This is a genomic window from Thalassotalea sp. PLHSN55, from assembly GCF_052030545.1.
Classification (GTDB): domain Bacteria; phylum Pseudomonadota; class Gammaproteobacteria; order Enterobacterales; family Alteromonadaceae; genus CANMXU01.
Window position 1 is genome coordinate 43,173 of the sequence record NZ_JBPDIH010000010.1, and the last position, 21,112, is coordinate 64,284.

The window sequence follows — 21,112 nt, forward strand, 5'->3', positions numbered from 1 at the left end:
TAAATTCCACTATTGTTGTTGATTTACTGTTCGATAAATAACGGTGCTTTGATCACTAGCAACTAAAAATAATAAATAAGAAAAATTGCGCAAGAACGCAAAATTTGAAGGGGATGTAATGAGTATTCAATGTTGTAAAAGAGTCATGAGTTTAATGTTATTCGGTCTATTAACCGCATGCGGTGGCTCAGGCTCAGAGCCTGTTGTTACAGCTGATCCAAAACCCGAAACTACGCCGCCTGCACCTTCTCCTGCACCAGATCCAGAACCAACACCTGTTGTAGGTGCTTTTATTGAAGAAAATGGTGTGCTAGTCGTAGAAATGGAGTCAACCGACTTTAGTGGCTCAAGCTGGCAGTTAAAAGCGGAGACATCAGCTTCAGGTGGGCAAGCAATTGAATGGACGGGGGACGATTTATTTAACCAACCCGGCATAGGAGTGATTAATATTGCGGTGCAAATTACTAACCCTGGCACCTACCGTTTTGATTGGTTAACGCTCATCGGAGAAGGAAATTCTACTACAGAAGCTAATGATTCTTGGCTGAAAATTCAAAGCGATAAATTTTACGGCTTAAAAGATAATTCCACCGTTTGTCCTAAAGAAATTGATAGCGCGGTAAATTCATGTGTGGGTGAATTACCAGAAGGCAGTAGTAAAGAGGGCTGGTTTAAAGTGTATCGCTCTGGTGGTGATGTTGCCCAATTTATTTGGTCAACCAGTACCTCTGATAGAGATCCACATGCGATTTATGCTGATTTTAGCCAGGCTGGTACGTATACCGTGCAAATTTCAGGTCGTTCAAAGCATCATGTTATTGACCGTTTTATTATGACCAATGATCCGCTAACTCACGATGCTGCAAAGAATTTTGATGAGTCAGCGAGAGTACAGCCATAATGAGGGTTTACTATTATATTTTGCTATTTGTATCTATTGCTTGCTTATTACAGCCTGAACAAGCAACAGCACAACAAAAACCGCTTAATGTCGTGGTGTTTTTAGTTGATGACTTACGCGCGGACCTTGGCACATATGGTAATCAACAGATCCAAACGCCACATATTGACGCGCTTGCTAAACAAGGCGTTAAATTTACCAAGGCCTACGCACAACAGGCGATATGTGGCCCGTCGAGGGTTAGTTTATTAACGGGTTTACGCCCAGAAACGTTAGGTTTATACACCATAGATCGCAGTGGCCGGTTACGTTCAAACCATCCTGACGTGGTGTCGATGCCACAACTTTTTAAAGAAAACGGCTATAAAACTATTAGCATTGGCAAGGTATATCATAGTGTGACTGACGATCAGGAAAGCTGGACGACACACATTAAAAAACTACCAAATTTTTATGCTATTGCTGGTAATAAAGAAGCGAAGTTTGCTTATGAAGCGGGTGACGTTGATGACGATTTTTACAAAGATGGTCAAGTAGCTCGCGACGCCATTAAAACCTTAAACGAAATTAAAGACGATAAGTTCTTAATGGTCGTTGGCTTAAGTAAACCTCATTTGCCGTTTAACGCACCTAAAAAATATTGGGATTTGTACGATCGCAACCAATTTGTCGTACCAAGTCGCAAAAAGCCTAACAACATCTATAAGCTAGCACTGAGCAAGTGGGGGGAACTGCGTATGTATGGCGGTATTCCAAAGCAAGGGGATGTTGATGATGAATTAACCAAAACCTTAAACCATGCCTATTATGCCAGCGTGAGTTATATGGACGCGCAAGTTGGCCGGGTAATGTCGGCACTTGATGAAATGAAGCTGCGCGATAATACCTTAGTGGTTTTTATGAGCGACCATGGCTATAAACTTGGCGAGTATGGCACGTGGAACAAACATTCAAATATGGAATTAGATACACGTGTTCCGCTTATTATTAGCAGAGAAGGCCGCTATACCCTCAGCAAAGTAAATGTTAGCTCATCGGCATTAGTTGAAAACATTGATGTATTGCCAACCATTGCCCAAGCTGCTGGCTTACAAGCGCCGCCTATGGATGGTAAAAGTTTACTGCCTCTATTAGATAACCCTGAACTACCATGGGATAGCGCTGCCTATAGTTTATTTGCACGTGGCAAAAAATATATGGGCGTTACCGTCACCGACGGAACATGGCGTTACACCGAATGGCGTAACGGTGAAACGCAAGCGCTGTTCTTTAAAGAACTGTATTTGCATGATACAAGCCCTGTGGCAAGCGCAAACGTTGCTGGCCAAATTCAATTCCAAGCTGATGAAAAACGCTTGAAACAATTGTTAGATCATCAATTTCCAACCAACGCGCCTTCGTTTCATCAAAAGCGCGTGCTGGGCAAGCTAGTGGCAAAAACACAAGAAAATCAAAAAAGAGACAGCGATGAAGATTAAGCAAAATATTGAACGAGTCCCTGGTGGCATGATGTTGGTGCCTTTATTTCTAGGGGCGGTGATCAATACTTTAGCACCAGAGTCAGCAGACTATTTTGGTGGTTTTACCAAAGGCATAATGACAGGGATCTTACCCATTTTAGCGGTGTGGTTTTTTTGTATTGGTGCAAGTATAGATCTACGATCAACAGGTACAGTATTGCGCAAATCAGGCACTTTAGTTATCACTAAAGTTGCAACGGCGTGGGTTGTTGCGGTTGTTGCTGCCGCGCTTTTGCCCGAGCACGGCATTGAAGCTGGACTATTTGCAGGCTTATCTACGCTAGCGCTTGTATCGGCTATGGATATGACCAACGGTGGTTTGTACGCAAGTTTAATGAATCAATACGGCTCTAAAGAAGAGTCGGGCGCGTTTATTTTAATGTCGTTAGAATCTGGGCCATTAATGACCATGCTTATTTTAGGCTCGGTTGGCGCGGCTTCATTTGAATTGCATCATTTTATTGGCGCGGTACTACCGTTTCTTGCAGGATTTATTTTGGGTAACTTAGATGTAAGTTTGCGTGAATTTTTCAGCCGAGCAAGCGCTGTAATGATCCCCTTTGTCGGTTTTGCCTTAGGTAATACTATCAATTTAGCGGTGATCTTAGACACGGGGTTATTGGGTATTATGTTAGGGCTTGCCGTTATTGTTATTACGGGGATCCCATTAATATTTGCTGATCGCTGGATAGGAAAAGGCAATGGCACAGCGGGCGTTGCTGCATCGTCAACCGCGGGGGCGGCTATTGCTAACCCAGCTGCCATTGCTGCGATTGAACCAAAATTTGCGCTTGCGGCGCAAAGCGCTACAGCACTAATAGCAACTAGCGTTATTGTTACCTCAATTCTAGTTCCGATAATTACCGCCATGTACCACAAACGCTATGGTGAACAGAGTACTCAAAACATCAACCAAGAGGCTGCTCATGCTGCATAAAATCATCGGGCTTTGCAGCGTAATGCTTGTGTTAGCCGGTTGCCAACAGGCGTCGGTTCTCGAAGAGCAAGTTCAGCAAAACCCAGTTCACCAACATACAGTTCAACAAAACACCTTTGCTGAACAAAAAAATCCCAATGTTTTATTAATAATGGTCGATGATTATCGAGTTGCAATGGGTGCGATGGGCGATAAAAAAGCGATCACGCCTAATCTTGATAAACTCGCATCTCAAGGAATGCTATTTAATCGTGCCTACGCCAATGTACCTGTATGTGGCGCATCTCGCGCAAGTATGATGACCAGCGTTTATCCGCATAAAACTCGGTTTATTGATTATTTGGCCAATGCTGAACGTGAAGTGCCGCAGGCAACAACCCTAGGTGAATTTTTCAAAAACTCGGGTTACTACACGGTCTCTAATGGCAAAGTGTTTCATAGCCGCACTGACTCAAATGAAAAAAGTTGGAGTGAATCGGCGTGGGAGCCAACAGCAAAAGGCCCAGCTTATTATAATGACGACTCGAAAAAATACCTTAAACCTACCAAGCGTTTTGGTCATAGAGGCCCATGGTATGAAAGTGCCGATATGCCAGATGAAGCCTATTACGACGGACAAGTAAAACAAAAAACGGTCAGCGATCTAAAGCGTTTGGCACAACAAAACCAACCTTTTTTCTTAGCTGCTGGTTTTCGTCGACCACATTTACCGTTTAATGCGCCGCAAAAGTATTTTGATTTATATAAAAATACCGACTTTCAACCGTCAGTACTGCGCGATAAACCGGTCAATGCCCCTGAATCTTTAAAAGGCTCGGGCGAGATCAATGTCTATCACTTTAAAAACCACACGTACAATTCAGATGAATTTCACCGACTGTCTCTGCGCGGTTATTACGCGGCTGTTAGTTTTATTGATCAACAAGTTGGCGACATTCTAGTGACCCTTGAGCAGTTAGGATTGCGCGACAATACTATCGTAGTGTTAACCAGTGATCATGGCTTTAATTTAGGTGAACACAATTTTTGGGGCAAGCACAACATGCTCAATAAAGCGCTGCATATTCCGTTGATAATTGACGATCCCAAAGCGCAATCTGGGTTAACGTCTGACACCTTGGTGAGTTTAGTGGATGTTTTCCCAACCTTAATTGACCTTGCTGGTTTAACGGCAGATGAGCCACTAACACAGCAAATGGTTGGGCGCAGTTTAGCGCCATTATTAGCAAATTTAAAACCTAGTGGAGACGAGTTTGTTTATTCTCGTTTTAAACAAGGCGATACCGTGATAAGTGATAATTTGATTTATACCGAGTATCAAACCAAAGATGGTCGCCAAGAAAAAATGCTATTTGATTTAGCCAAAGATCCAGAAGAAACAACCAATGTGGTAAATGATGTGGCTTATCAAAAAGACATTGCGTTGTTATCGGCGAAACTGGCGAAATTTATTGCCAATAGCGAGCGTTATTTGCCTAATAACTGAATAAACTGAGCTCGGTAAAATAAGCTTTTTGACCGTATTTTTAGTCAATAAAACTCGATAGCTTGATAAGGTATCGAGTTTTTTTGTCCTACGCTGCATTGCGCAGGTTTTTAAATGTTGTCATCAAAAATTTCAGTTCTATTGCGCCCGTTAACTTTCGCTTGATACAAAGCGATGTCTGCGCATTTTACATATTTTTCAATGACATCATCAGAGGTTAAATCATTGGCGTTTAACGCCGCAGCGCCAACACTAATCGATAATTTTTTATCTTGAGCAATGGTAATGGCATTAACTTCTTGATGCAGTCGTTGACAGAATAAATGTGTATTTTTTAGGTCTGAATTATATAACACCATTAAAAATTCTTCGCCTCCCCAACGGGCAACAATATCGCTAGAGCGCGTCATTTTTTTTAATACATTAGCAAGCTCTACCAAAATATCATCACCTCTGTTATGCCCGTAGGTGTCATTAATTTTTTTAAACCAGTCAATGTCGATGAGCAGAAATGAGGTTGCAACAAAATTACGGTTTAGTTGATTAAGGACTTTGGTAAAGTCATCAATTGCGGCGCGTCGATTAAGTAAGTTTGTTAGCGGATCAACTCTTGTTAATAAGGTTAACTCTTCGGTTTTAATTTCTAAATGTTCTCTTGCCGCTAAAAGCTCTTGATAGAGTTTGTCACGGGCGACAGCGATGTATATCGACCAGAAAATCTTTGTGTCGACTAACTGAAGGTTGGCGACAGCGGCAATTTTTTCGTTTGCAGGTAACATTAACGAAATTTGGATTTCTTGGCATGAGCCTGAACTTACCAGCGTAGGGCGTATATAACTTTCAAAGAAAATAGCACTTGCCTTAGAAATAATATCAAACAGACTATATTCGGTGATTTCATCAGCAGTTAACGCTAATACGTCTTTTGCATACTTATTGCAATATTCGAGTCTGTTGCTCTGCATATCGGTTGTAAGCAGTATGCATGGAAAGCAGTCGAGGGTTGGTTTTATCATGCTAAAAATAGTTTTATCGCTTGAAAGACGACGTCAGGCGCGGTCATGTGTAAACAATGCCCTTGTGAGTCAACTACCTTGAGCACTGAGTTGGGGATTTTTTCATGCATGTATTGGCCGATATCTACCGAGGCTAAATTGTCGTCACTACTTTGCAAGATCATTGTTGGTACGAGCAGCCTAGTTAGCTTGGCTCTGTCGTCCGAGAAAAACGTCGCTTTGGCAAAAGATTTGGCGTAAGTAGGATCGGTCGAACAAAAACTGTCTTCTAGCTCTTTAATCAGTTCAGAGCCATTGTTTTGTCCCATTACTAATGGCGCTAGATAGTTGGCCCAGCCAATATAGTTTTTGTCCATTAAGTTGATCAGCTCTTCTAAATCTCCTTTCTCAAAACCACCAAAATAATCTGGTGGAAAGTTCATAAAACAAGGGGAAGGGCAAACCATGACGATTTTGGCAAATAGGGCGGGTGATTTTAACGCCGCGAGCATGCCAATTATGCTGCTCACCGAATGTCCAATAAACACTATATTTTCAAGTGCTAATTCGTCACAAATTTCAATAACGTCTTCGGCATAGCCGTCAAGTGTTTCGTAGCGTTTGCGATCAAAATAAGCGGTGTCTGATTGGCCACAGCCGACATAATCAAATACAACAACTTTATATGTCGACTCTAATAGCGGCAGCATAAATCGCCACATATTTTGATCACAACCAAAGCCGTGGGCAAGCATAAGTGTAGTTTTCCCGTTGCCGGTTACTTTAACGTTATTTCGTGCGCGTACATTGATATTGAAAGACATTATTAGGTAAGTCAGTAAAGTAGAGTATGATTATAATGGTTAATTTACTGGCGCTACACAAGAAAAATAGCTGTTATTGTGTAGTTCGTGTGGTTAATTAGCGGTTAAGTCAAGTTATTGGAGTGTTAGTTTCGAGCTTATTATCGCCAATGGTTATTTGCTTAAAACATCGGGTTAAAAAGGGACATCCCTAAATGTTAAGAAAGGGAAATAGCAGAATAATAAGGTTGTTTTAACACCGCGAAGTATTTTAATCACTTTTTCAAGCAAGCCTATGGTTTTACTCCGTTAAGTTTCGAAAAACTTCGAGAATGAGAGTATTCTCGATATTCTAAATAAGTCGAATAATCAAGGCTGTAGTCTTGTCACCATTTCTTGGATCATTTTGTAGCGGATCTCTCTTAGCATATGAAGTTCGCCAGCCTTATTGGTTATACCTTCAAGCTCAGTGACTTTCTCAATAATTTTATCTGCTGCTATTTCAATTATTTTCAGCATTTTATCAAGTTCACGTTGAGTGATAGTTTTGTTTAAACCCAGCCCTTCACCAAATGCTAATACATCATTACGCGTAAGCTCACCTAGTACTTTTGCATTTCCCATTGGTTGAGATAATTCCGCGAGCAAATGGCGACCTTCATCGTCGTATATAGCTGTACTAATAAGGTCGTACATCGGCGATAGCACCATTCCATCAGGAGTTACCAAGCAAGACAGATTTTTTAAATGTGCATCAGTATTTCCTACGATGGCGTTAAAAATTGCCCACTTAAAAACTGTAATTTTTGCCTTACCTTTGCCCCTTAAAGCCTCTGTAAACTGATTTAATTGTTCTACATTACTTTGCGCATATTTAAGTGAACGACTTAAGCCCAGTAATTGGCATCCATCTAAAGCATGCATCCTAAGCTGATCAGGAAATACATTTTTTCTATCAAACCTTTCAATAATATATACAGGCTCAGGAAGGTAACAAACCTCTGTATGAGGCACATCCAAGCCAACAGCTTTAGCTAAATTCATCACGAACCATTCATTTCTTACCGTTTGCCAATAAAGATCTGGTTTTGAGTGTTCTGGTTTTAAGATATGTGAAGAAGGTGATGCACCTACAGGCTCTAAAAATTTATCTCCATGTTTAATAATCAACATTTTATGCTGTGCCCCAGCAATAGACATTCTTTTACTTTTTTGATTATTTAATGGAATATCCGGAAGACTTTTAATTCGAGAATTTAACTCAGAATAAGCTAATTCAATAACACCTTTTTCAGCATTATCATTTTCCGATTCAACTAATGTAATTGCACCAGCAGACTCAGCACCAGTAATCGCTAAAATACCAAACGAATCGGCTTCATTGATTTTTATGTCTTTTGCTAATAACGTTCTTGCACCTTCTTCAGGTAATAAATTATCAAAAAACCATTGAATATATCGCTTTGTCGAACCGTCGACCTGCTTCTCAGCTTTTAGTGGAATTTGAGGGCAAATAGGATGCTTTTCTAGACAGTTAAGCCACATATCATCATATTGAAAAGCCCATATATCATCCTCTTCGAATAATGTGCCTACCTTTAATTGGTTAATGAAAATATTTAACTTTCGCATTTATTTACCCTACATCCGTAGTTTGCAATTGCTTTAGCTTATTGATTGTTTTTTCAGGTAGGTTTGGAGGTAAATTTATTTCAAGCTCTATGCCTAATTGCTCCAATAGATTTAGCACCCGACCAATTTCCACGGTCTCTTTTCCATTTTCAAATTGGCTGATAAAAGTTAAGCCATTTCCTGATAATAGCCCTGCGGTTTCTTGATCAAGCGATTGACTTTGTCTGACAAGCTTAGATACAACTCCTAGCAGCTTTATGTTTTTCACTTTAATATTAACGTGCATTAGAACCACCTTATTTATGCGAACACATAAATACTAGCATAAAACATCTCTAGTACAACAATTTTATACGAACGCATAAATAAGAAGAAAAAATTAAATATTCCACTATTATTTATACGAACGCATAAACCTTCTGCCGAAGGGTGGGAAGCCTCATAAACTTCAGACAATTTATTACGGTTAACTTAGGTTGCTTCGTAATGAAATGAGCCTTTTCGTTTGGTTGCTCAACAAAAAAGTGTCTAATCACTCAACGACGCCTTTTGCGAAGCACAACTAAGAGTAATCCACGGACGATCTACATAGTTTAGCAATGTGCAAAATCTGCATATGTGCGTGTTGTCGACGTTAGTTATCGACTAGTCTTTAGGCTCACCTATTTCAGCAATATTCGCTAAAACAGGTGATTTTTCTTGTTTGTTGGGGCAGAAGTGTTTACCGGCTTTACCAGTGTTCAATCACGAAATAGTCTTCAGTGGTTAAGGTGTTCTGCAGTGCTTTAGGTACGCTAGTTCGTCTTGGTGGTTTGTTTTGATCCAACTTAAATGCTGGTGCTGTGATCACCGGTATATTGCCAAAATTCTCAGTTAAAAAATCGCCTTGTTCACGCATCCAAACAAACAATTGTTTCTTTAATCGCTGTTGAGTTGAAGCTAATTCTGGACGGTTAATTAAGTTGTGCTGTTCAAACGGATCGTTTTGCAAATCGTACAGTTCTTCAAATGATTCATTCTTATGTTTCATTGCACCTTGGCGTAAAAAGGCATTGATATGCTCATTATCGGTTAAGTTTTTGTCGAGTACTTCAAGTGCATTAAAGTTGCGAATATATTTGTAACGGGTATCTCTGATCATGCGTGAAGGGAAGATATGTGCATTAATAATATTTTGATTGGTACGCACGCCATAAACGTATTGATGAATCGGCTGATTGTAGCCTTTAAGAATCGGTAAAAAGCTTTTTCCGTCGAAATCTTCAGATGCTGTTCCGCCAGCAATATCGATAAATGTTGGCAATACATCAGTGTAATGAATAAGTTGTGCGGAATGACTCTTGGGCTTGATCATCGCAGGCCAACGCACCACAAAAGGCACATTCAGGCCAATGTCTTTTAGGCTAAATTTACCTGAAACACCATGATCTGCACTATAGATGAAAAGCGTATTGTCGGTTAAGTGGTTATCAACCATGTTCAGTACATGTTCAAGCTGTGTATTGTCTTCTTTAATGCTGCGGTAATAGCCGGCTTTTTTCTTAATGTAGGCGTTATCGTCCTTTAAGTGTTGGTCGAACGGGTGAAACTTCAACTGATCAACATCAGGGTTTTGAACGTCGAAGTACTTCCCGTGCGGATATTTTGAGGTAATAAACATCACAAACGGTTTGGAGGCGGTTTGGAAATATTGCTCGATGTCTGCCAGCGGAATATAGTCGCGCGGCACGCCCTTTTTAGGCACAGGTTGCCATTCTTGATCCCAATCGTAAACACTCGGTGGTTTTACATGGCTTTTACCGGCCAATACAACTTCATAGCCTAAGGCACGCATTTGTTTGGTAACCGACTTAATATCAGGGCGTGTGGGGGTGTGATTGGCAAAAGCACCGTTTTTTAACGGATATTTACCGGTAAAAAGCTGTGTTCTACTCGGTGCACAAATTGCCTGTGCGGTGAAAGCATTTTTAAATAACATGCCTTCATTGGCGAGTCGGTCTATCGCAGGGGTATGTACTTTTTCATTGCCGTAGACACCATAATCGGTAATGTCTTGATCGTCTGCTAGGTAAAAAATAATATTTGGCGGTAGATTGTTAGCAGATGCTGTGTTGGTTTGCTCTGTTGCTGATTGAGTACAGCTTATTAAGCCAAGTGCTAATAATATAAAAAATAGGTGCGTTAAGTTTTTATTGCTCATGTTCTCTCTTCAACCTTTTTATTCGAATCTGATCTCGAGTTTTTGCACACCAAAAGATTCCATCGCAGTATTGAGTAAAATGCTAGCGTTGCCGTTTTCATCTTTTACCACTTTTGCTTGTTGCCATTGACTCCAATTAAGTGCGTTTTGTTTCCCGTATTTGTGCTGATGGTTAGCAAATACTTGCTGCCCACTGCGATTAAGCAGTTTATTCGCTGACGCGCTTGGGTGAATGTTTTCAAGCCGCCAACCGCCATTTTTTTCAAGTTGTTGGCTCTGTGGAAATTCAGCGTAAAACTGGTCAAGGGTATTATTGAATCGATTAATCTTGCCAATACGATAGCTAAACTCTGTTCCTATAGGCTGACTAACTTTAGCGGCTACTGATACTACCTCTGGCGCGAGGTAGGCGGTATTTTCTTTGTTGAAGTTGTACAGCAAAATATCGATATTGTTTTGTGAAACGCTTTGGCTAAATATGCCACCAATTTGATTGCCGGCGATGTTACTTATGCCTTGTGTGTAACTGTTAAAATGTTGATTGCCCAACATTGAATGTAAGGCCAATTGCGTCATGGCGTCAGCGCTATAATGACCGTTAGTATGATTGCCCCACTGAAAAACTTCTCGGATGTTATTTTCGAGCATCATCTTAGCGAACATCGCAAAAAATGATGACGCATGAGAGGTTGATACGCTAACAAATCCCGCTTTAAGCATCGCCGAAATAAATTTAAATTCATGAATTTCAAAGCCGGCGTTAGGGTTAAAATCGGGGTGATGTTTTATTGGTGCAATATCGTATTGATATACATGTGTTAAATCGAGTTCATGGCTTTTAGTAATATGAGGGTAATACGAGATTGCGATAAAATCGTAATGCACATTATGTTGTTTTGCCCATTCAACAAAAGGTACCGCATAGCTGTTTTCTTTATTCTTGGTGTAATCTAAATACTGGCTTTTAAATGAGCCTTCACGAAAATGAGCGCCTATTTTTGCCTTGGGCAATACGGCATGAACAGCAGCAACGGTATTTTGATAATGGTCGAAAAACTGTTGTTGAGTACCGGCCCAATGTTGCGGACGGGTGTCTATTTCTGAGCCTACCCGAAAGCGCCAAGCAAGTACCTGCTCTTTGCCATATCTGTTAACCAAATGGCGGATAAATGCCTGCATGTATTTCTGCCACGCTAACGCATCGTTAGGGGGCAAACCGTTGCCATAAACGCCAACACGATCTTTAGCTAAATAATGTTGTCCATCGGCTTTATTAACAAAAGTATAGCCACGTTGAAACGCCCATGGCGGATTGTCTAAAACGATCTGAAAAATATCCCAATCCTGTGCCAGCCAAGCATCAATACGTTTGGTTGCCGCTGAAAAATTATAAACGTATTTTTCACCATTCCATAAATAGGTATCACCGTTTAAGTCTTGATTACGCCAGCCGCCGAGCATACGTACCGTTGATACTAGCTTTTTACGACCAAAATGCGCAGGAACACCTTTTGGATTGCCAGTTTCAGTGCGCACCGACACGTCGAAGAAATCATATATGTTACCCAGTTGACTGCTAGGATCAGTAAAGTCGGCGTTAACGCTAATGCTCGTCAAATTGTTGAGCTGCTGGGCAAGCTGATTGTTTTTCGGGTTGCTTGTGGTGCAAGAACTCGTCATGTAAATCATGACGAGTAATAATAGTTTAGCTGTTTTCACGTTTTATTTGCCTAAATAGCTGATGTGGCGAGCGTGCTGAATGTAAAGTTCAGTCATTATTTTTAGCTGCCGGATCTGGGTGTTGGTAGACACCGGGTTTTATTTTGATATTGATCTCGGCTTTGTTTTTTGGCCATGCCAATATCACCAATTGTTGTCGGTCTTCGTCCCAAACAATGTCATGAGGCGTAGTATTGTTGGCAGCGTGTTTAACAAGGAATCCTTTCGAAATAGGGCTTTTTGCAAGAATTAAATCGTCACCAACGTGCACCGAAAAACCATCGGGGTAATGACGATCAGCAGCGATAAAAATGCGTGATGCACCTTTGCTATTATCACTGATAATATTGATATCTAAGGTTCTAGTGGCAAAATTAAAAAGAAAATTATTGATGTCGCCAGCAATCAATTGTGGGTAAGGGCGGGCAATAATGTCGGTAATGTATTTTCGCTCAACAGTGCCGATGGCTTGTTTGTCGCTAAAAATTGCCCAAGTCGACTCGCCACCGGGTAAAAAATTTTGATAACTGCGGTTACCAAGGAACCAGGCTTTAATTGAACCCACGCCCATTTGGTCGAATATTTCCGCCGTTTTTATATAAAATTCAATATAGTTTAATTGCTCTTTGACTGAGTTGTCGGTGGTGACAAAGGTTGGGAATCCCCATTCGCCAATTAAAATAGGGGCGTTTAATAAGTCAGACTCTTTATCAAAGCGTTCCATGGTAGGGGCAATATAGTCTATATGTTCTTGATAAATATGTGGCGCAAATACAATGTTTTTGCGATTAATTTTTTGTTTAATTTCTGCGTATTGATTCTTATCAATTGCTTCACCTTTGTTCATGAAAATGGTTTGAATAAGAAACTGTTTATTGTCGCTATATGGTAGCGCGGCATCGATAATTTTTTCGTAAAACGGGATCAAATATTGATTGGTTAAATCGTCATATGAAATATCCATCGTTTTTTTACGAGGTTCGTTAACTAAATCGTAGCCGATAACTGCGTCGTTATTTTTAAATGCATCCCAAATATGACGCCACGCGTTAATATAGGTTTGTTGCTCATTATTTTTATCAAGGTAAAGCGCTTGCCATGAAAATCCTCTTGCGCCGTAAACTGTCATTTTAAAAACGGTTTTTATACCTGCTTCTCGGCCCAGTTTAGTGGCGCGTTTAATACGTGCTAAATATTCAGGTTCAAATGTAGACTGACCAAATTCGCTCAAACGACCCATTTCAAGACGTATTACTTGTACGTTCGCGCCCATACGCACCATGCGTAAATAATCTTCTGCATTAAAGTCAACTGCGCCAGCGTGATCATTGGTATTGATAACATAACCGCGTGGGATCATGTGGCGGCCGTCTTTGTCGCGTAATCCATGTTTTATCGGAGTTGCACTAAGCGCTGTGAAGCTAGTCGCAATGATTAAAACAGAGAGTATGGTTAAGAAAATAATACGTAGCATATGGGGAACCTTTTCTCGTAATTATATTTATCAAGTGGTTTTCAGTGTTGTTTGCTAAAATTTGCTACAGCGTCTTATTCCAAATGAAAAACACAATCGATTGGTGTAACAACAGGGGAGTTATCGTCATTGGTTTCCATAATGTCGGCCATAAACGCCCACCACTTTTTCACGATGGGCGCTAACGGTAAGTGGTCCATCGTGTGGTTGTTGGTGCGTTTTAATACCGCAAATAGTTTGTTTGACGATTTTTCGTGAAATATTGAATAATCAGACACGCCAGCTGCTTTTAAAGCGGTAACCAGTTCTGGCCAAATTTCATCGTGTCTTTTTTCGTATTCTGCTTCATTGCCTGGCAGCAAGGTCATCACAAACGCTATTTTTTCCATTTTACTCTCTCAATTTAAACTGTTTAATGGTTTTAAAAATATGAGTTAAGTGTAGTTTGTTGGGTAAACTACACATGTATTCATCACTTAAAATAATGATCAAGGCAATTGGTTAAGCTAAGCTGTTTTGCCTTTCCATAACTAGCGATTTACTTTGCAAGGTAATTGTCTAAGTATGAATGCCAGCCTTTAATCGAGGTTATTTCTCCAGCGCCTTGCCATGCAAAACCTGCGCTATAAGCTAATGCGCCATAGTCAGTGGTTTCTGTAAATAACCAAATATGGCTTTCATCTTTTACATCGCTTGGCAGGTGCTTTATCGCACTGACTCGCTCAGGCGCGATAACAACGCCTGTACCTAAACCTAAATCATCAATGACTTCCCATGCGGAAATTCTTCCGGCGCTTTTATTAAACGACACAGCTGCTTTTTCATCATGTGTGGCTAATCCGATAGCAATTGGCAGTTTGGCGGGTTGACCATTTAAGGTGAATGTTGAATTAACTTGATACAGCTGTGAGCCCAAGGCGAGTGAAACAGTCTTACTTTCGTTAACTAAACCTAGTGGCGTTTGCCATTCGTACTGTAAATTGAATTTAAGCTGATCACCGCCGCTTTCGATCACGCTATAACTTTTATAGGTATGGGCAGCATAGGCTTTATTATCTACCCAAATGGCAGAACCACCCACGCCACGGCTAATTCCTGTATGGTACGGGTCGTAACCTTCACCTTTGTCTTTATGGTATGAAATGCCGTTAACATGGCCTAAATACCACTTATCAATAATAGAATAATCAACTTTTTTCAGCCAAGCATCTACGCCACTAGAATGTCCTTTTAACGGTGCAGCAGGCCCATAAACCCTAAAAGCAACTTTGTCGTTTTCCCAAGCAAAATCGTCTCTGCGCTCTGGAACAAATCGCGCAAACGCCATGACTTTTGGCTGTGCAGAAGCATCTTTATCTGTCACAGCTTCGATGTGCTTAGCATTTGAGCAGCCTAATAAAGTCATTGATGTGCCCAAGCACAACAGCGCTGATGTTAAAGTTAAGCTAGAGAGTTTCATTTCATCTTTCCTGATATTTTGATCACAAAGCGTTTGTTTTATTGTATTGTTCATTGGTGACAGATAATGCATTATTGTGATTGAAAGTGCAATTATGATGTGGGTTTTCAGTCATGACCATTGGCAGGGTGTTAATAATAGAGAAGAATAATGATAAATAGACGTAATTTTATTTTAGGTGGAGCTGGGGTTTTAGCTGCTTCAGCCGCGTATAAGTTTGACTGGTTAACCGAGCTGAAAAAAGAATATCCGAATGTATTAATGCTTATTGTCGACGATTTAAATGATTGGATAGGGCCACTTGGTGGTCATCCCAATACTAAAACACCGAATATTGATCGCCTTGCTGCTCAAGGTACTGTGTTTACTAATGCTCATGCGCCTGCACCTTTGTGTGGTCCTTCTCGCGCAAGTATTATGACCGGGCTTGCACCTTCAGCAACCGGCATATATGGGCATGTTCGCGATAATGATATTAAATCGGCCAACGACAAAGCCGCACAGTCTATTTTCTTAAGTGAGTATTTTAAGCAGCATGGTTACCATACCGCAGGCGTTGGTAAAATTTTTCATCAACGTGTCGCTGATGGCAGTTTTGATGTTTACGGTGGGCGCGTTAAAGGCTTTGGCCCTTATCCTGAAAAACGTTTTAAATGGCACGATAAACGCACTAATACCGACTGGGGCCCTTTTCCTGAAAAAGACGAACAGATGCCAGACTACGACTCGGCGCAATGGTTAGCTAATCAACTAAAACAACAACACGATAAACCATTTTTTATGGTCGGCGGATTTTTAAGGCCGCATGTGCCTTGGATGGTACCGAAAAAATGGTTTGATCTGCATCCGGTGGAAACACTGACCTTACCGCCTTATCTAAAAAACGATTTAGATGATGTGCCAGACATTGCTAAACGCGTTACCGAATTACCCATGATGCCAACTACCGAATGGGCGCTTGAAAACGGCGAATGGCGAAATATGGTGCAAGGTTATTTAGCTAGCGTATCTTTTGTTGATGCTTGTATTGGTACCGTATTAGATGCGTTGGAAGCCAGTGACTATGCGAATAATACTGCGGTTGTCTTGTGGGGAGATCATGGTTATCAAATAGGTGAAAAAAGCAAATTTGCCAAAATGGCATTATGGGAAACGGCAACGCGCACACCGCTAATTATTAAACCGCCAAAATCGAGCAGTGCAAAGGTGAGTGATCGCCCGGTGAGTTTGTTAGATTTGTATCCTACGTTAGTTAAAATGTGCGGTTTGCCAGCTAATCCTGCCAATCAGGGGAACGACATAACGCCATTAATTACCAACCCCAATGCACCGTGGCAACATGCCGCACTGACTACCTATGGCCCGAATAATCATGCCGTGAAAACCGAGCGCTATCGTTATATTCGCTATGAAGATGGCTCTGAAGAGTTATATGATCACCAAAATGATCAGCAAGAATGGCAAAATTTAGCAGGCGATGTTGACTATCAAGAGGTAATAGCATCGCTAAAGGCACATTTACCTCAAGAGAACGAAAAGTGGTCAGCGGTTTCATATTATGAGGGGAACGCATACTTCAAGCAGCTAAGCGATAAAGCATCTAAATAAAAATATATTTATAAACAATTACTTATGACTATTTCTATTGGGTGAGTTAGTTCTAGCTCACTCCACTATTTACCTCTTCATTTCTCTTATTTGTTTCATTTTTAGAACGATTTTTTATTTTTCTCGGTGAATGTGATCGACAGCAAGTCGCGTGTATAAGTTTTGTCATGTATTTCTTTAGGTTTTTTATTTTTTATTTTCAGTGGTTTATATTTTTTAGTGACTTATTTTGAAACAAAAGTGTTGATAAATGATTTTTAATGACAGATATTGTCGTTCGAAAAACGAACACTAAAAATAAAAAACCTCATAAATAAAAAAATAAAATAAGGAATAATAAATGTTCAACATGCCTAAAAAACTATTAACCACCTTTGTTGCCCTACCATTGATGCTCGTAGCGAACATAAGCCATGCCGTTGACTGTACTAGTACGCCGGTAAACCCAGCAGGCAATGCCAGTAAACTAAAAGATGCACTTCAACAAGCGACTAATACGGGACAAGCGCTCACAATAACAGGCACTTACTATATAAGCGCTGATATGAAAGTGTATTTGAAGAAAGATTTGGTCGTAAATGCAACCGGTGCCAAATTTATTGCGACCTCAAGTTTAGATGGCGATATGTTTAGCTTTGATGCGCATACCACTAAGTCGAATGAGTGTAATAGCGCAGGCGTATTGGCAAACTTTACTTGGAAAGGTGGTGATTTCAATATGGCTAATGCAAAAGTCTCGAAAGTAGTGCCGCTTACCTCTAAAACCCCAGCAGGGCGTGAAGGCACACAATCGACTGCCGATGCACTTTCAATTCGAGGTGCAAACAATAGCAACAATACTAATAAAGTTGGCGAGTTATTGATTGAAAATATTAGTTTTACCGGTACAAAAAATAGCGCTGATCCTTATTATTTAGCCGGTGGTGATAGTGGTATTTTAATGACAGGTACCACCAAAGCGACGATTAAAAATAGCAACTTTTATGGTGTGAGAGATGCCGCTATTTATGTATCTGCTGGCGGTAATACCGGGCAGTTTGGTGATCATTTCACTATGACTGGAAATTACGTTGAACGTGCGTACGACGGTATAACAAGTAAACGTGGCGCGGATAATATTCGTATGGAAAACAATACGATGGAAGATGTGGTAGTAGGTTTAAGTATCAAGCGTGTTTATGACGGTTGGACTGCAACCAATGTAAAAATTAAAAATAATACGGTGACAAGTTCAGTTAGACCAATAAGTGTTGAACGTGCCAATAACGTCACGATTACGGGAAATACTATTTCACAATTAGGCGCTGTTGTTGCGGGTTCGAGCACGGCAACCAATATTTATGGTAGTCAGTATGAAGGTATCGCGCTAAATGGGGTGCAAGGCACTAATACGGTTACCGGCAATAGTGTTTCGGGTGTAACAGGCAGCCGAGAAGGTCAAACAACCACTTGGGGCGTGGTTACCCGAGCGGAAGATGGCCGTCAAACAACAGGTGAGACCATCACAAATAATACATTTTCTAAATTAGACAAGTGGGTTAAACGTCTTTAGTTTTAGCGAGCAGCAATACTCTGTGGATCAATGAATTATCGCTATTTGATCACTCTCTTAGTCCGATTGTTATCGGGCGTTATTGATGGGTTTTGCTGCTCTATTTAGCTGTTTACTAACCGTTTAATAAAGGTCACTTTGATTATGAACGTTATATTTAGAAAATTTTCATTTATTTTGGGACTCATGGTCGGAGGGCTTTTTATTGCAGCCTTTAATTGGTTGATTGAAAAGTCTTTGCCGCCCACAAGTTCTGATCTTAACAATCCACATGTAACGCAAAATGTTCCGCAAATTAGATTGCATAATGCGTTTGAGCATGTACGTATAAAGGAATCACCAATTGGCGATAATGAGCAAGCGCAACACCTTAGCGCACATTCAGCCATGCAAATATCTGATGCGACCTTATACGTTGAGCATAATTGGCAAAAATTACTTACTGAGTCGTTATCAGATGCGGAGTTAATGGCATTTTCTGAGGTGACATCACTAAAAGTTGTTGAGCAAATTAGCAATAACGAGATGCTGTTTACCCGTGTGTTAAACAAAATAATGCAATTTGATAAAAGCGAGCAACGAGCGTTTTTACTCAAAATGGTAACCTTGATGGGCGACGCTAAGCTCAATGAGTCTGCCCAGATATTACTTGCGTCTGAACGAGATGTTGATAAAGCCTCTGGCATACTTGTGTTAATGCAAGTACAAGATTTAGCCCTTAAAACATCGCACATTATCGACCTCTTGCAAACTTCACCATCACCTTTTGTGATCAATGAATTGCTTCACCACCTTAAAGCATCAGGCGACGCTAACTTGCTCGCAGCTTGTATGCAAGGTATTGAAAGTATTGCTTTATATGGGGCGTCGTATGAGAATCAAATGCTTGCTTTACGCACTTTGCTTGTCGTTGAACCTGTCGACCCTGACTTTGTTGATCGGGCAATAACGTCATTATTGTCTGATCAAGGCCAAGGCAGTCAATTAGCGTTAGATCTTCTTCAACATAGCGCCACGAATCTTCAGTATTATTTTTCGCGCGGACAAAAAGAGCAATTGATCACGCAATTACAGTGGCTTGCGGATGATACTTATGGCGACATAGATAAAAGGGTAGCAGCCTTAATCGCGCTAAAATCATTAACTGAAAGCTAAATAAGCGCAGGGCGTTGTTACTTGGCGTACTTTATTGTGATTGAGTAAATGCGTTGCTGCGCTTGTTGCATTATTACGTGTTGTTTTTAGGATTTTATTGAATTTAAATCATCTATCTAATAGGATTGCTTTCGACCCAATATGACTTAAAATGATTTATCATGGCTTTGTCGTTAGCGTTTATTCGTTTTAATTAGGACTTATTTTGATAGCGCCAAGCCAAATTAATGAAGGAAAACCAACCAAATGAGTAAATTGATAGTTGATAAAATGCAGGTAATAAAAAAAGGATTATCGATTTGTGGGAAAGTTTTTACCATCGCCATGAGCATGCTGACGTTATTAGCCTGTATTAGTCTTCCCGTGAAAAGTGAACCTAACGAGATAAATAGCCTCGCTATTGATCATGTGTGGTCTGGGCATCGCATAAAGCCTTATTTGCTAACTCGCGGTCAAGACCAATTTGTTGCCTATTTTGATGCTAATCGCCAAATGACCATTGCACACCGCAGACTCGGTAAAGTGTGGCGTTACTATAAAGTGGATAGCTGGTTAGGCTGGGACAGCCATAACTATGTCACGCTTGAAATTGATGACAAAGGTTATATTCACGTGATGGGTAACATGCATGCCGATCCGATGGAATATTTTAGATCGACGCAGCCATTAAGTGTTCGAACGTTAAAACGCGTACCTGTAATGGTTGATAACGCCTTAGAGCAACGTATGACCTATCCTATTTTTATGCGAGATAAAAATAACGCCTTGTTGGTTAAATATCGAGACGGCGGCAGTGGCAACGGTAACGAAATTTATAACATTTACGATACAGACTCCCAAACCTGGTCTCGTTTACATGCCAATCAGTTTCTTGATGGGGAAGGCAAAATGAGTGGTTATTTTGAAGGGCCAACAAAAGGACCTGACGGTTACTTTCATTTAATTTGGGTCTGGCGAAATACACCAAATGCTGCAACAAATCACAGCTTATCGTATGCAAAAAGTCTCGACTTGGTAAAGTGGCAAGACTCAAATGGCAAGCCGCTACCATTGCCTTTAACCTTAGCTAAAACTGAAGTGGTCGACCCGGTTCCACCTGGTGCGGGTATGATAAATGGCAATGTGAAATTAGGCTTTGACCAACAACAAAATCCGATAATTTCCTATCATAAATACGATGAAAACGGTAATACACAACTTTATGTTGCTCGCAAACAAGGCCAAAGTTGGCATAGCGTGCAAGTAAGCCAGTGGCAAAACTTTCGGTGGGACTTTGGCGGCGCTGGTTCTTTAGGACGTTTTCCGATTAAACCTTATGCGCCTGAAGTTATTGATGAAAATACCATTGGGGTGATGGTGAGAAAAAATGATGAGGTGATGCGATTTTATATCGATGCTAAGTCATTGACTGTTAAAAAGACCATGCCAGCGAGCTTATATCCACAACTAATTGAAGCCAAAACATTGGCGTCTAACCAAGCAATTACTAGCAGCAAAAGTGATCAGCTTGAACACCATGTATTTGTTGGTAAAGGTGACCGCAGCGCCGATGGAGGTCAGTATTACTTGTCTTGGTTTAGTCAACCGGGTAATAGAGACCGTGCCCATGAAACCATATCGCCGCCAAGCGTAATGCTATTACATGAAGTTAAATAAGATCGGTTAACTAAG

17 protein-coding genes are annotated in these 21,112 nt (G+C 40.6%); 8 read left to right on the forward strand and 9 right to left on the reverse strand.

Translation table 11 applies throughout. The features are described from left to right. The first annotated feature begins 118 nt into the window (after positions 1-118). The 4 genes from ACRRSQ_RS17305 to ACRRSQ_RS17320 are packed head-to-tail and all read left to right on the forward strand — an operon-like array spanning position 119 to position 4,844. On the forward strand, positions 119-901 hold the full coding sequence (locus tag ACRRSQ_RS17305; protein WP_440877034.1) for a hypothetical protein: 783 nt from the start codon (positions 119-121) through the stop codon (positions 899-901). 20 nt (positions 902-921) lie between these two features. After that, positions 922-2,379, forward strand: coding sequence for a sulfatase (locus ACRRSQ_RS17310; protein WP_440877035.1), 1,458 nt, complete (start codon positions 922-924; stop codon positions 2,377-2,379). After that, entirely contained in the window at positions 2,369-3,358 is a 990-nt protein-coding gene (gene kdgT, locus ACRRSQ_RS17315) for a 2-keto-3-deoxygluconate transporter (RefSeq protein WP_440877036.1), read from the forward strand. Before ACRRSQ_RS17310 ends, kdgT begins: the two co-directional genes overlap by 11 nt. After that, complete coding sequence (locus ACRRSQ_RS17320; protein WP_440877037.1) at positions 3,348-4,844, forward strand: sulfatase; 1,497 nt, start codon at positions 3,348-3,350, stop codon at positions 4,842-4,844. Before kdgT ends, ACRRSQ_RS17320 begins: the two co-directional genes overlap by 11 nt. A gap of 110 nt (positions 4,845-4,954) precedes the next feature. Here ACRRSQ_RS17320 and ACRRSQ_RS17325 read toward each other — a convergent pair whose 3' ends face one another. The 9 genes from ACRRSQ_RS17325 to ACRRSQ_RS17365 all read right to left on the reverse strand — a co-directional run bounded on the left by ACRRSQ_RS17325 (position 4,955) and on the right by ACRRSQ_RS17365 (position 15,126). Beyond that, the gene (locus ACRRSQ_RS17325; protein WP_440877038.1) at positions 4,955-5,860 is read right to left on the reverse strand and encodes a GGDEF domain-containing protein; all 906 of its coding nucleotides are present in this window, start codon (positions 5,858-5,860) and stop codon (positions 4,955-4,957) included. Next, positions 5,857-6,663, reverse strand: coding sequence for an alpha/beta fold hydrolase (locus ACRRSQ_RS17330; protein ID WP_440877039.1), 807 nt, complete (start codon positions 6,661-6,663; stop codon positions 5,857-5,859). The genes ACRRSQ_RS17325 and ACRRSQ_RS17330 overlap by 4 nt, the downstream gene beginning before the upstream one ends. A gap of 348 nt (positions 6,664-7,011) precedes the next feature. Next, positions 7,012-8,274 (reverse strand): HipA domain-containing protein, encoded by a 1,263-nt coding sequence (locus tag ACRRSQ_RS17335; RefSeq protein WP_440877040.1) that lies wholly within the window; start codon positions 8,272-8,274, stop codon positions 7,012-7,014. Between the two features lie 4 nt (positions 8,275-8,278). Next, a complete protein-coding gene (locus tag ACRRSQ_RS17340) occupies positions 8,279-8,560 on the reverse strand; it encodes a transcriptional regulator (protein WP_440877041.1) in 282 nt (93 codons plus the stop codon). Positions 8,561-9,004: 444 nt separating this feature from the next. Then, positions 9,005-10,474 (reverse strand): sulfatase family protein, encoded by a 1,470-nt coding sequence (locus ACRRSQ_RS17345; protein ID WP_440877042.1) that lies wholly within the window; start codon positions 10,472-10,474, stop codon positions 9,005-9,007. An 18-nt stretch (positions 10,475-10,492) separates the two neighbouring features. Next, a complete protein-coding gene (locus ACRRSQ_RS17350; RefSeq protein WP_440877043.1) occupies positions 10,493-12,193 on the reverse strand; it encodes a GH39 family glycosyl hydrolase in 1,701 nt (566 codons plus the stop codon). A 49-nt stretch (positions 12,194-12,242) separates the two neighbouring features. Continuing rightward, a complete protein-coding gene (locus ACRRSQ_RS17355) occupies positions 12,243-13,667 on the reverse strand; it encodes a cellulase family glycosylhydrolase (protein WP_440877044.1) in 1,425 nt (474 codons plus the stop codon). Positions 13,668-13,741: 74 nt separating this feature from the next. After that, positions 13,742-14,056 carry an L-rhamnose mutarotase gene (gene rhaM, locus ACRRSQ_RS17360; RefSeq protein ID WP_440877045.1) on the reverse strand — a complete coding sequence of 105 codons (315 nt, stop codon included), beginning with the start codon at positions 14,054-14,056 and terminating at the stop codon, positions 13,742-13,744. Positions 14,057-14,205: 149 nt separating this feature from the next. After that, complete coding sequence (locus ACRRSQ_RS17365; RefSeq protein WP_440877046.1) at positions 14,206-15,126, reverse strand: DUF4861 family protein; 921 nt, start codon at positions 15,124-15,126, stop codon at positions 14,206-14,208. Between the two features lie 150 nt (positions 15,127-15,276). Between ACRRSQ_RS17365 and ACRRSQ_RS17370 the strand changes: the two genes are divergently transcribed. The 4 genes from ACRRSQ_RS17370 to ACRRSQ_RS17385 all read left to right on the forward strand — a co-directional run bounded on the left by ACRRSQ_RS17370 (position 15,277) and on the right by ACRRSQ_RS17385 (position 21,097). Then, the gene (locus ACRRSQ_RS17370) at positions 15,277-16,734 is read left to right on the forward strand and encodes a sulfatase (protein ID WP_440877047.1); all 1,458 of its coding nucleotides are present in this window, start codon (positions 15,277-15,279) and stop codon (positions 16,732-16,734) included. 340 nt (positions 16,735-17,074) lie between these two features. Beyond that, positions 17,075-18,286, forward strand: coding sequence for a right-handed parallel beta-helix repeat-containing protein (locus ACRRSQ_RS17375; protein ID WP_440877048.1), 1,212 nt, complete (start codon positions 17,075-17,077; stop codon positions 18,284-18,286). 144 nt (positions 18,287-18,430) lie between these two features. Continuing rightward, entirely contained in the window at positions 18,431-19,441 is a 1,011-nt protein-coding gene (locus ACRRSQ_RS17380) for a hypothetical protein (protein ID WP_440877049.1), read from the forward strand. Positions 19,442-19,687: 246 nt separating this feature from the next. Continuing rightward, positions 19,688-21,097 (forward strand): BNR repeat-containing protein, encoded by a 1,410-nt coding sequence (locus tag ACRRSQ_RS17385; protein WP_440877050.1) that lies wholly within the window; start codon positions 19,688-19,690, stop codon positions 21,095-21,097. Positions 21,098-21,112: the final 15 nt, after the last annotated feature.

Bases quoted from the DNA above. Each gene is read 5' to 3' on its own strand.
- ACRRSQ_RS17340 (WP_440877041.1), bottom strand. From the start codon at position 8,560: ATGCACGTTAATATTAAAGTGAAAAACATAAAGCTGCTAGGAGTTGTA.
- ACRRSQ_RS17320 (WP_440877037.1), top strand. From the start codon at position 3,348: ATGCTGCATAAAATCATCGGGCTTTGCAGCGTAATGCTTGTGTTAGCC.
- ACRRSQ_RS17335 (WP_440877040.1), bottom strand. From the start codon at position 8,274: ATGCGAAAGTTAAATATTTTCATTAACCAATTAAAGGTAGGCACATTA.
- ACRRSQ_RS17330 (WP_440877039.1), bottom strand. From the start codon at position 6,663: ATGTCTTTCAATATCAATGTACGCGCACGAAATAACGTTAAAGTAACC.
- rhaM (WP_440877045.1), bottom strand. From the start codon at position 14,056: ATGGAAAAAATAGCGTTTGTGATGACCTTGCTGCCAGGCAATGAAGCA.
- ACRRSQ_RS17345 (WP_440877042.1), bottom strand. From the start codon at position 10,474: ATGAGCAATAAAAACTTAACGCACCTATTTTTTATATTATTAGCACTT.
- ACRRSQ_RS17355 (WP_440877044.1), bottom strand. From the start codon at position 13,667: ATGCTACGTATTATTTTCTTAACCATACTCTCTGTTTTAATCATTGCG.
- ACRRSQ_RS17325 (WP_440877038.1), bottom strand. From the start codon at position 5,860: ATGATAAAACCAACCCTCGACTGCTTTCCATGCATACTGCTTACAACC.
- kdgT (WP_440877036.1), top strand. From the start codon at position 2,369: ATGAAGATTAAGCAAAATATTGAACGAGTCCCTGGTGGCATGATGTTG.
- ACRRSQ_RS17370 (WP_440877047.1), top strand. From the start codon at position 15,277: ATGATAAATAGACGTAATTTTATTTTAGGTGGAGCTGGGGTTTTAGCT.
- ACRRSQ_RS17375 (WP_440877048.1), top strand. From the start codon at position 17,075: ATGTTCAACATGCCTAAAAAACTATTAACCACCTTTGTTGCCCTACCA.
- ACRRSQ_RS17365 (WP_440877046.1), bottom strand. From the start codon at position 15,126: ATGAAACTCTCTAGCTTAACTTTAACATCAGCGCTGTTGTGCTTGGGC.
- ACRRSQ_RS17380 (WP_440877049.1), top strand. From the start codon at position 18,431: ATGAACGTTATATTTAGAAAATTTTCATTTATTTTGGGACTCATGGTC.
- ACRRSQ_RS17385 (WP_440877050.1), top strand. From the start codon at position 19,688: ATGAGTAAATTGATAGTTGATAAAATGCAGGTAATAAAAAAAGGATTA.
- ACRRSQ_RS17305 (WP_440877034.1), top strand. From the start codon at position 119: ATGAGTATTCAATGTTGTAAAAGAGTCATGAGTTTAATGTTATTCGGT.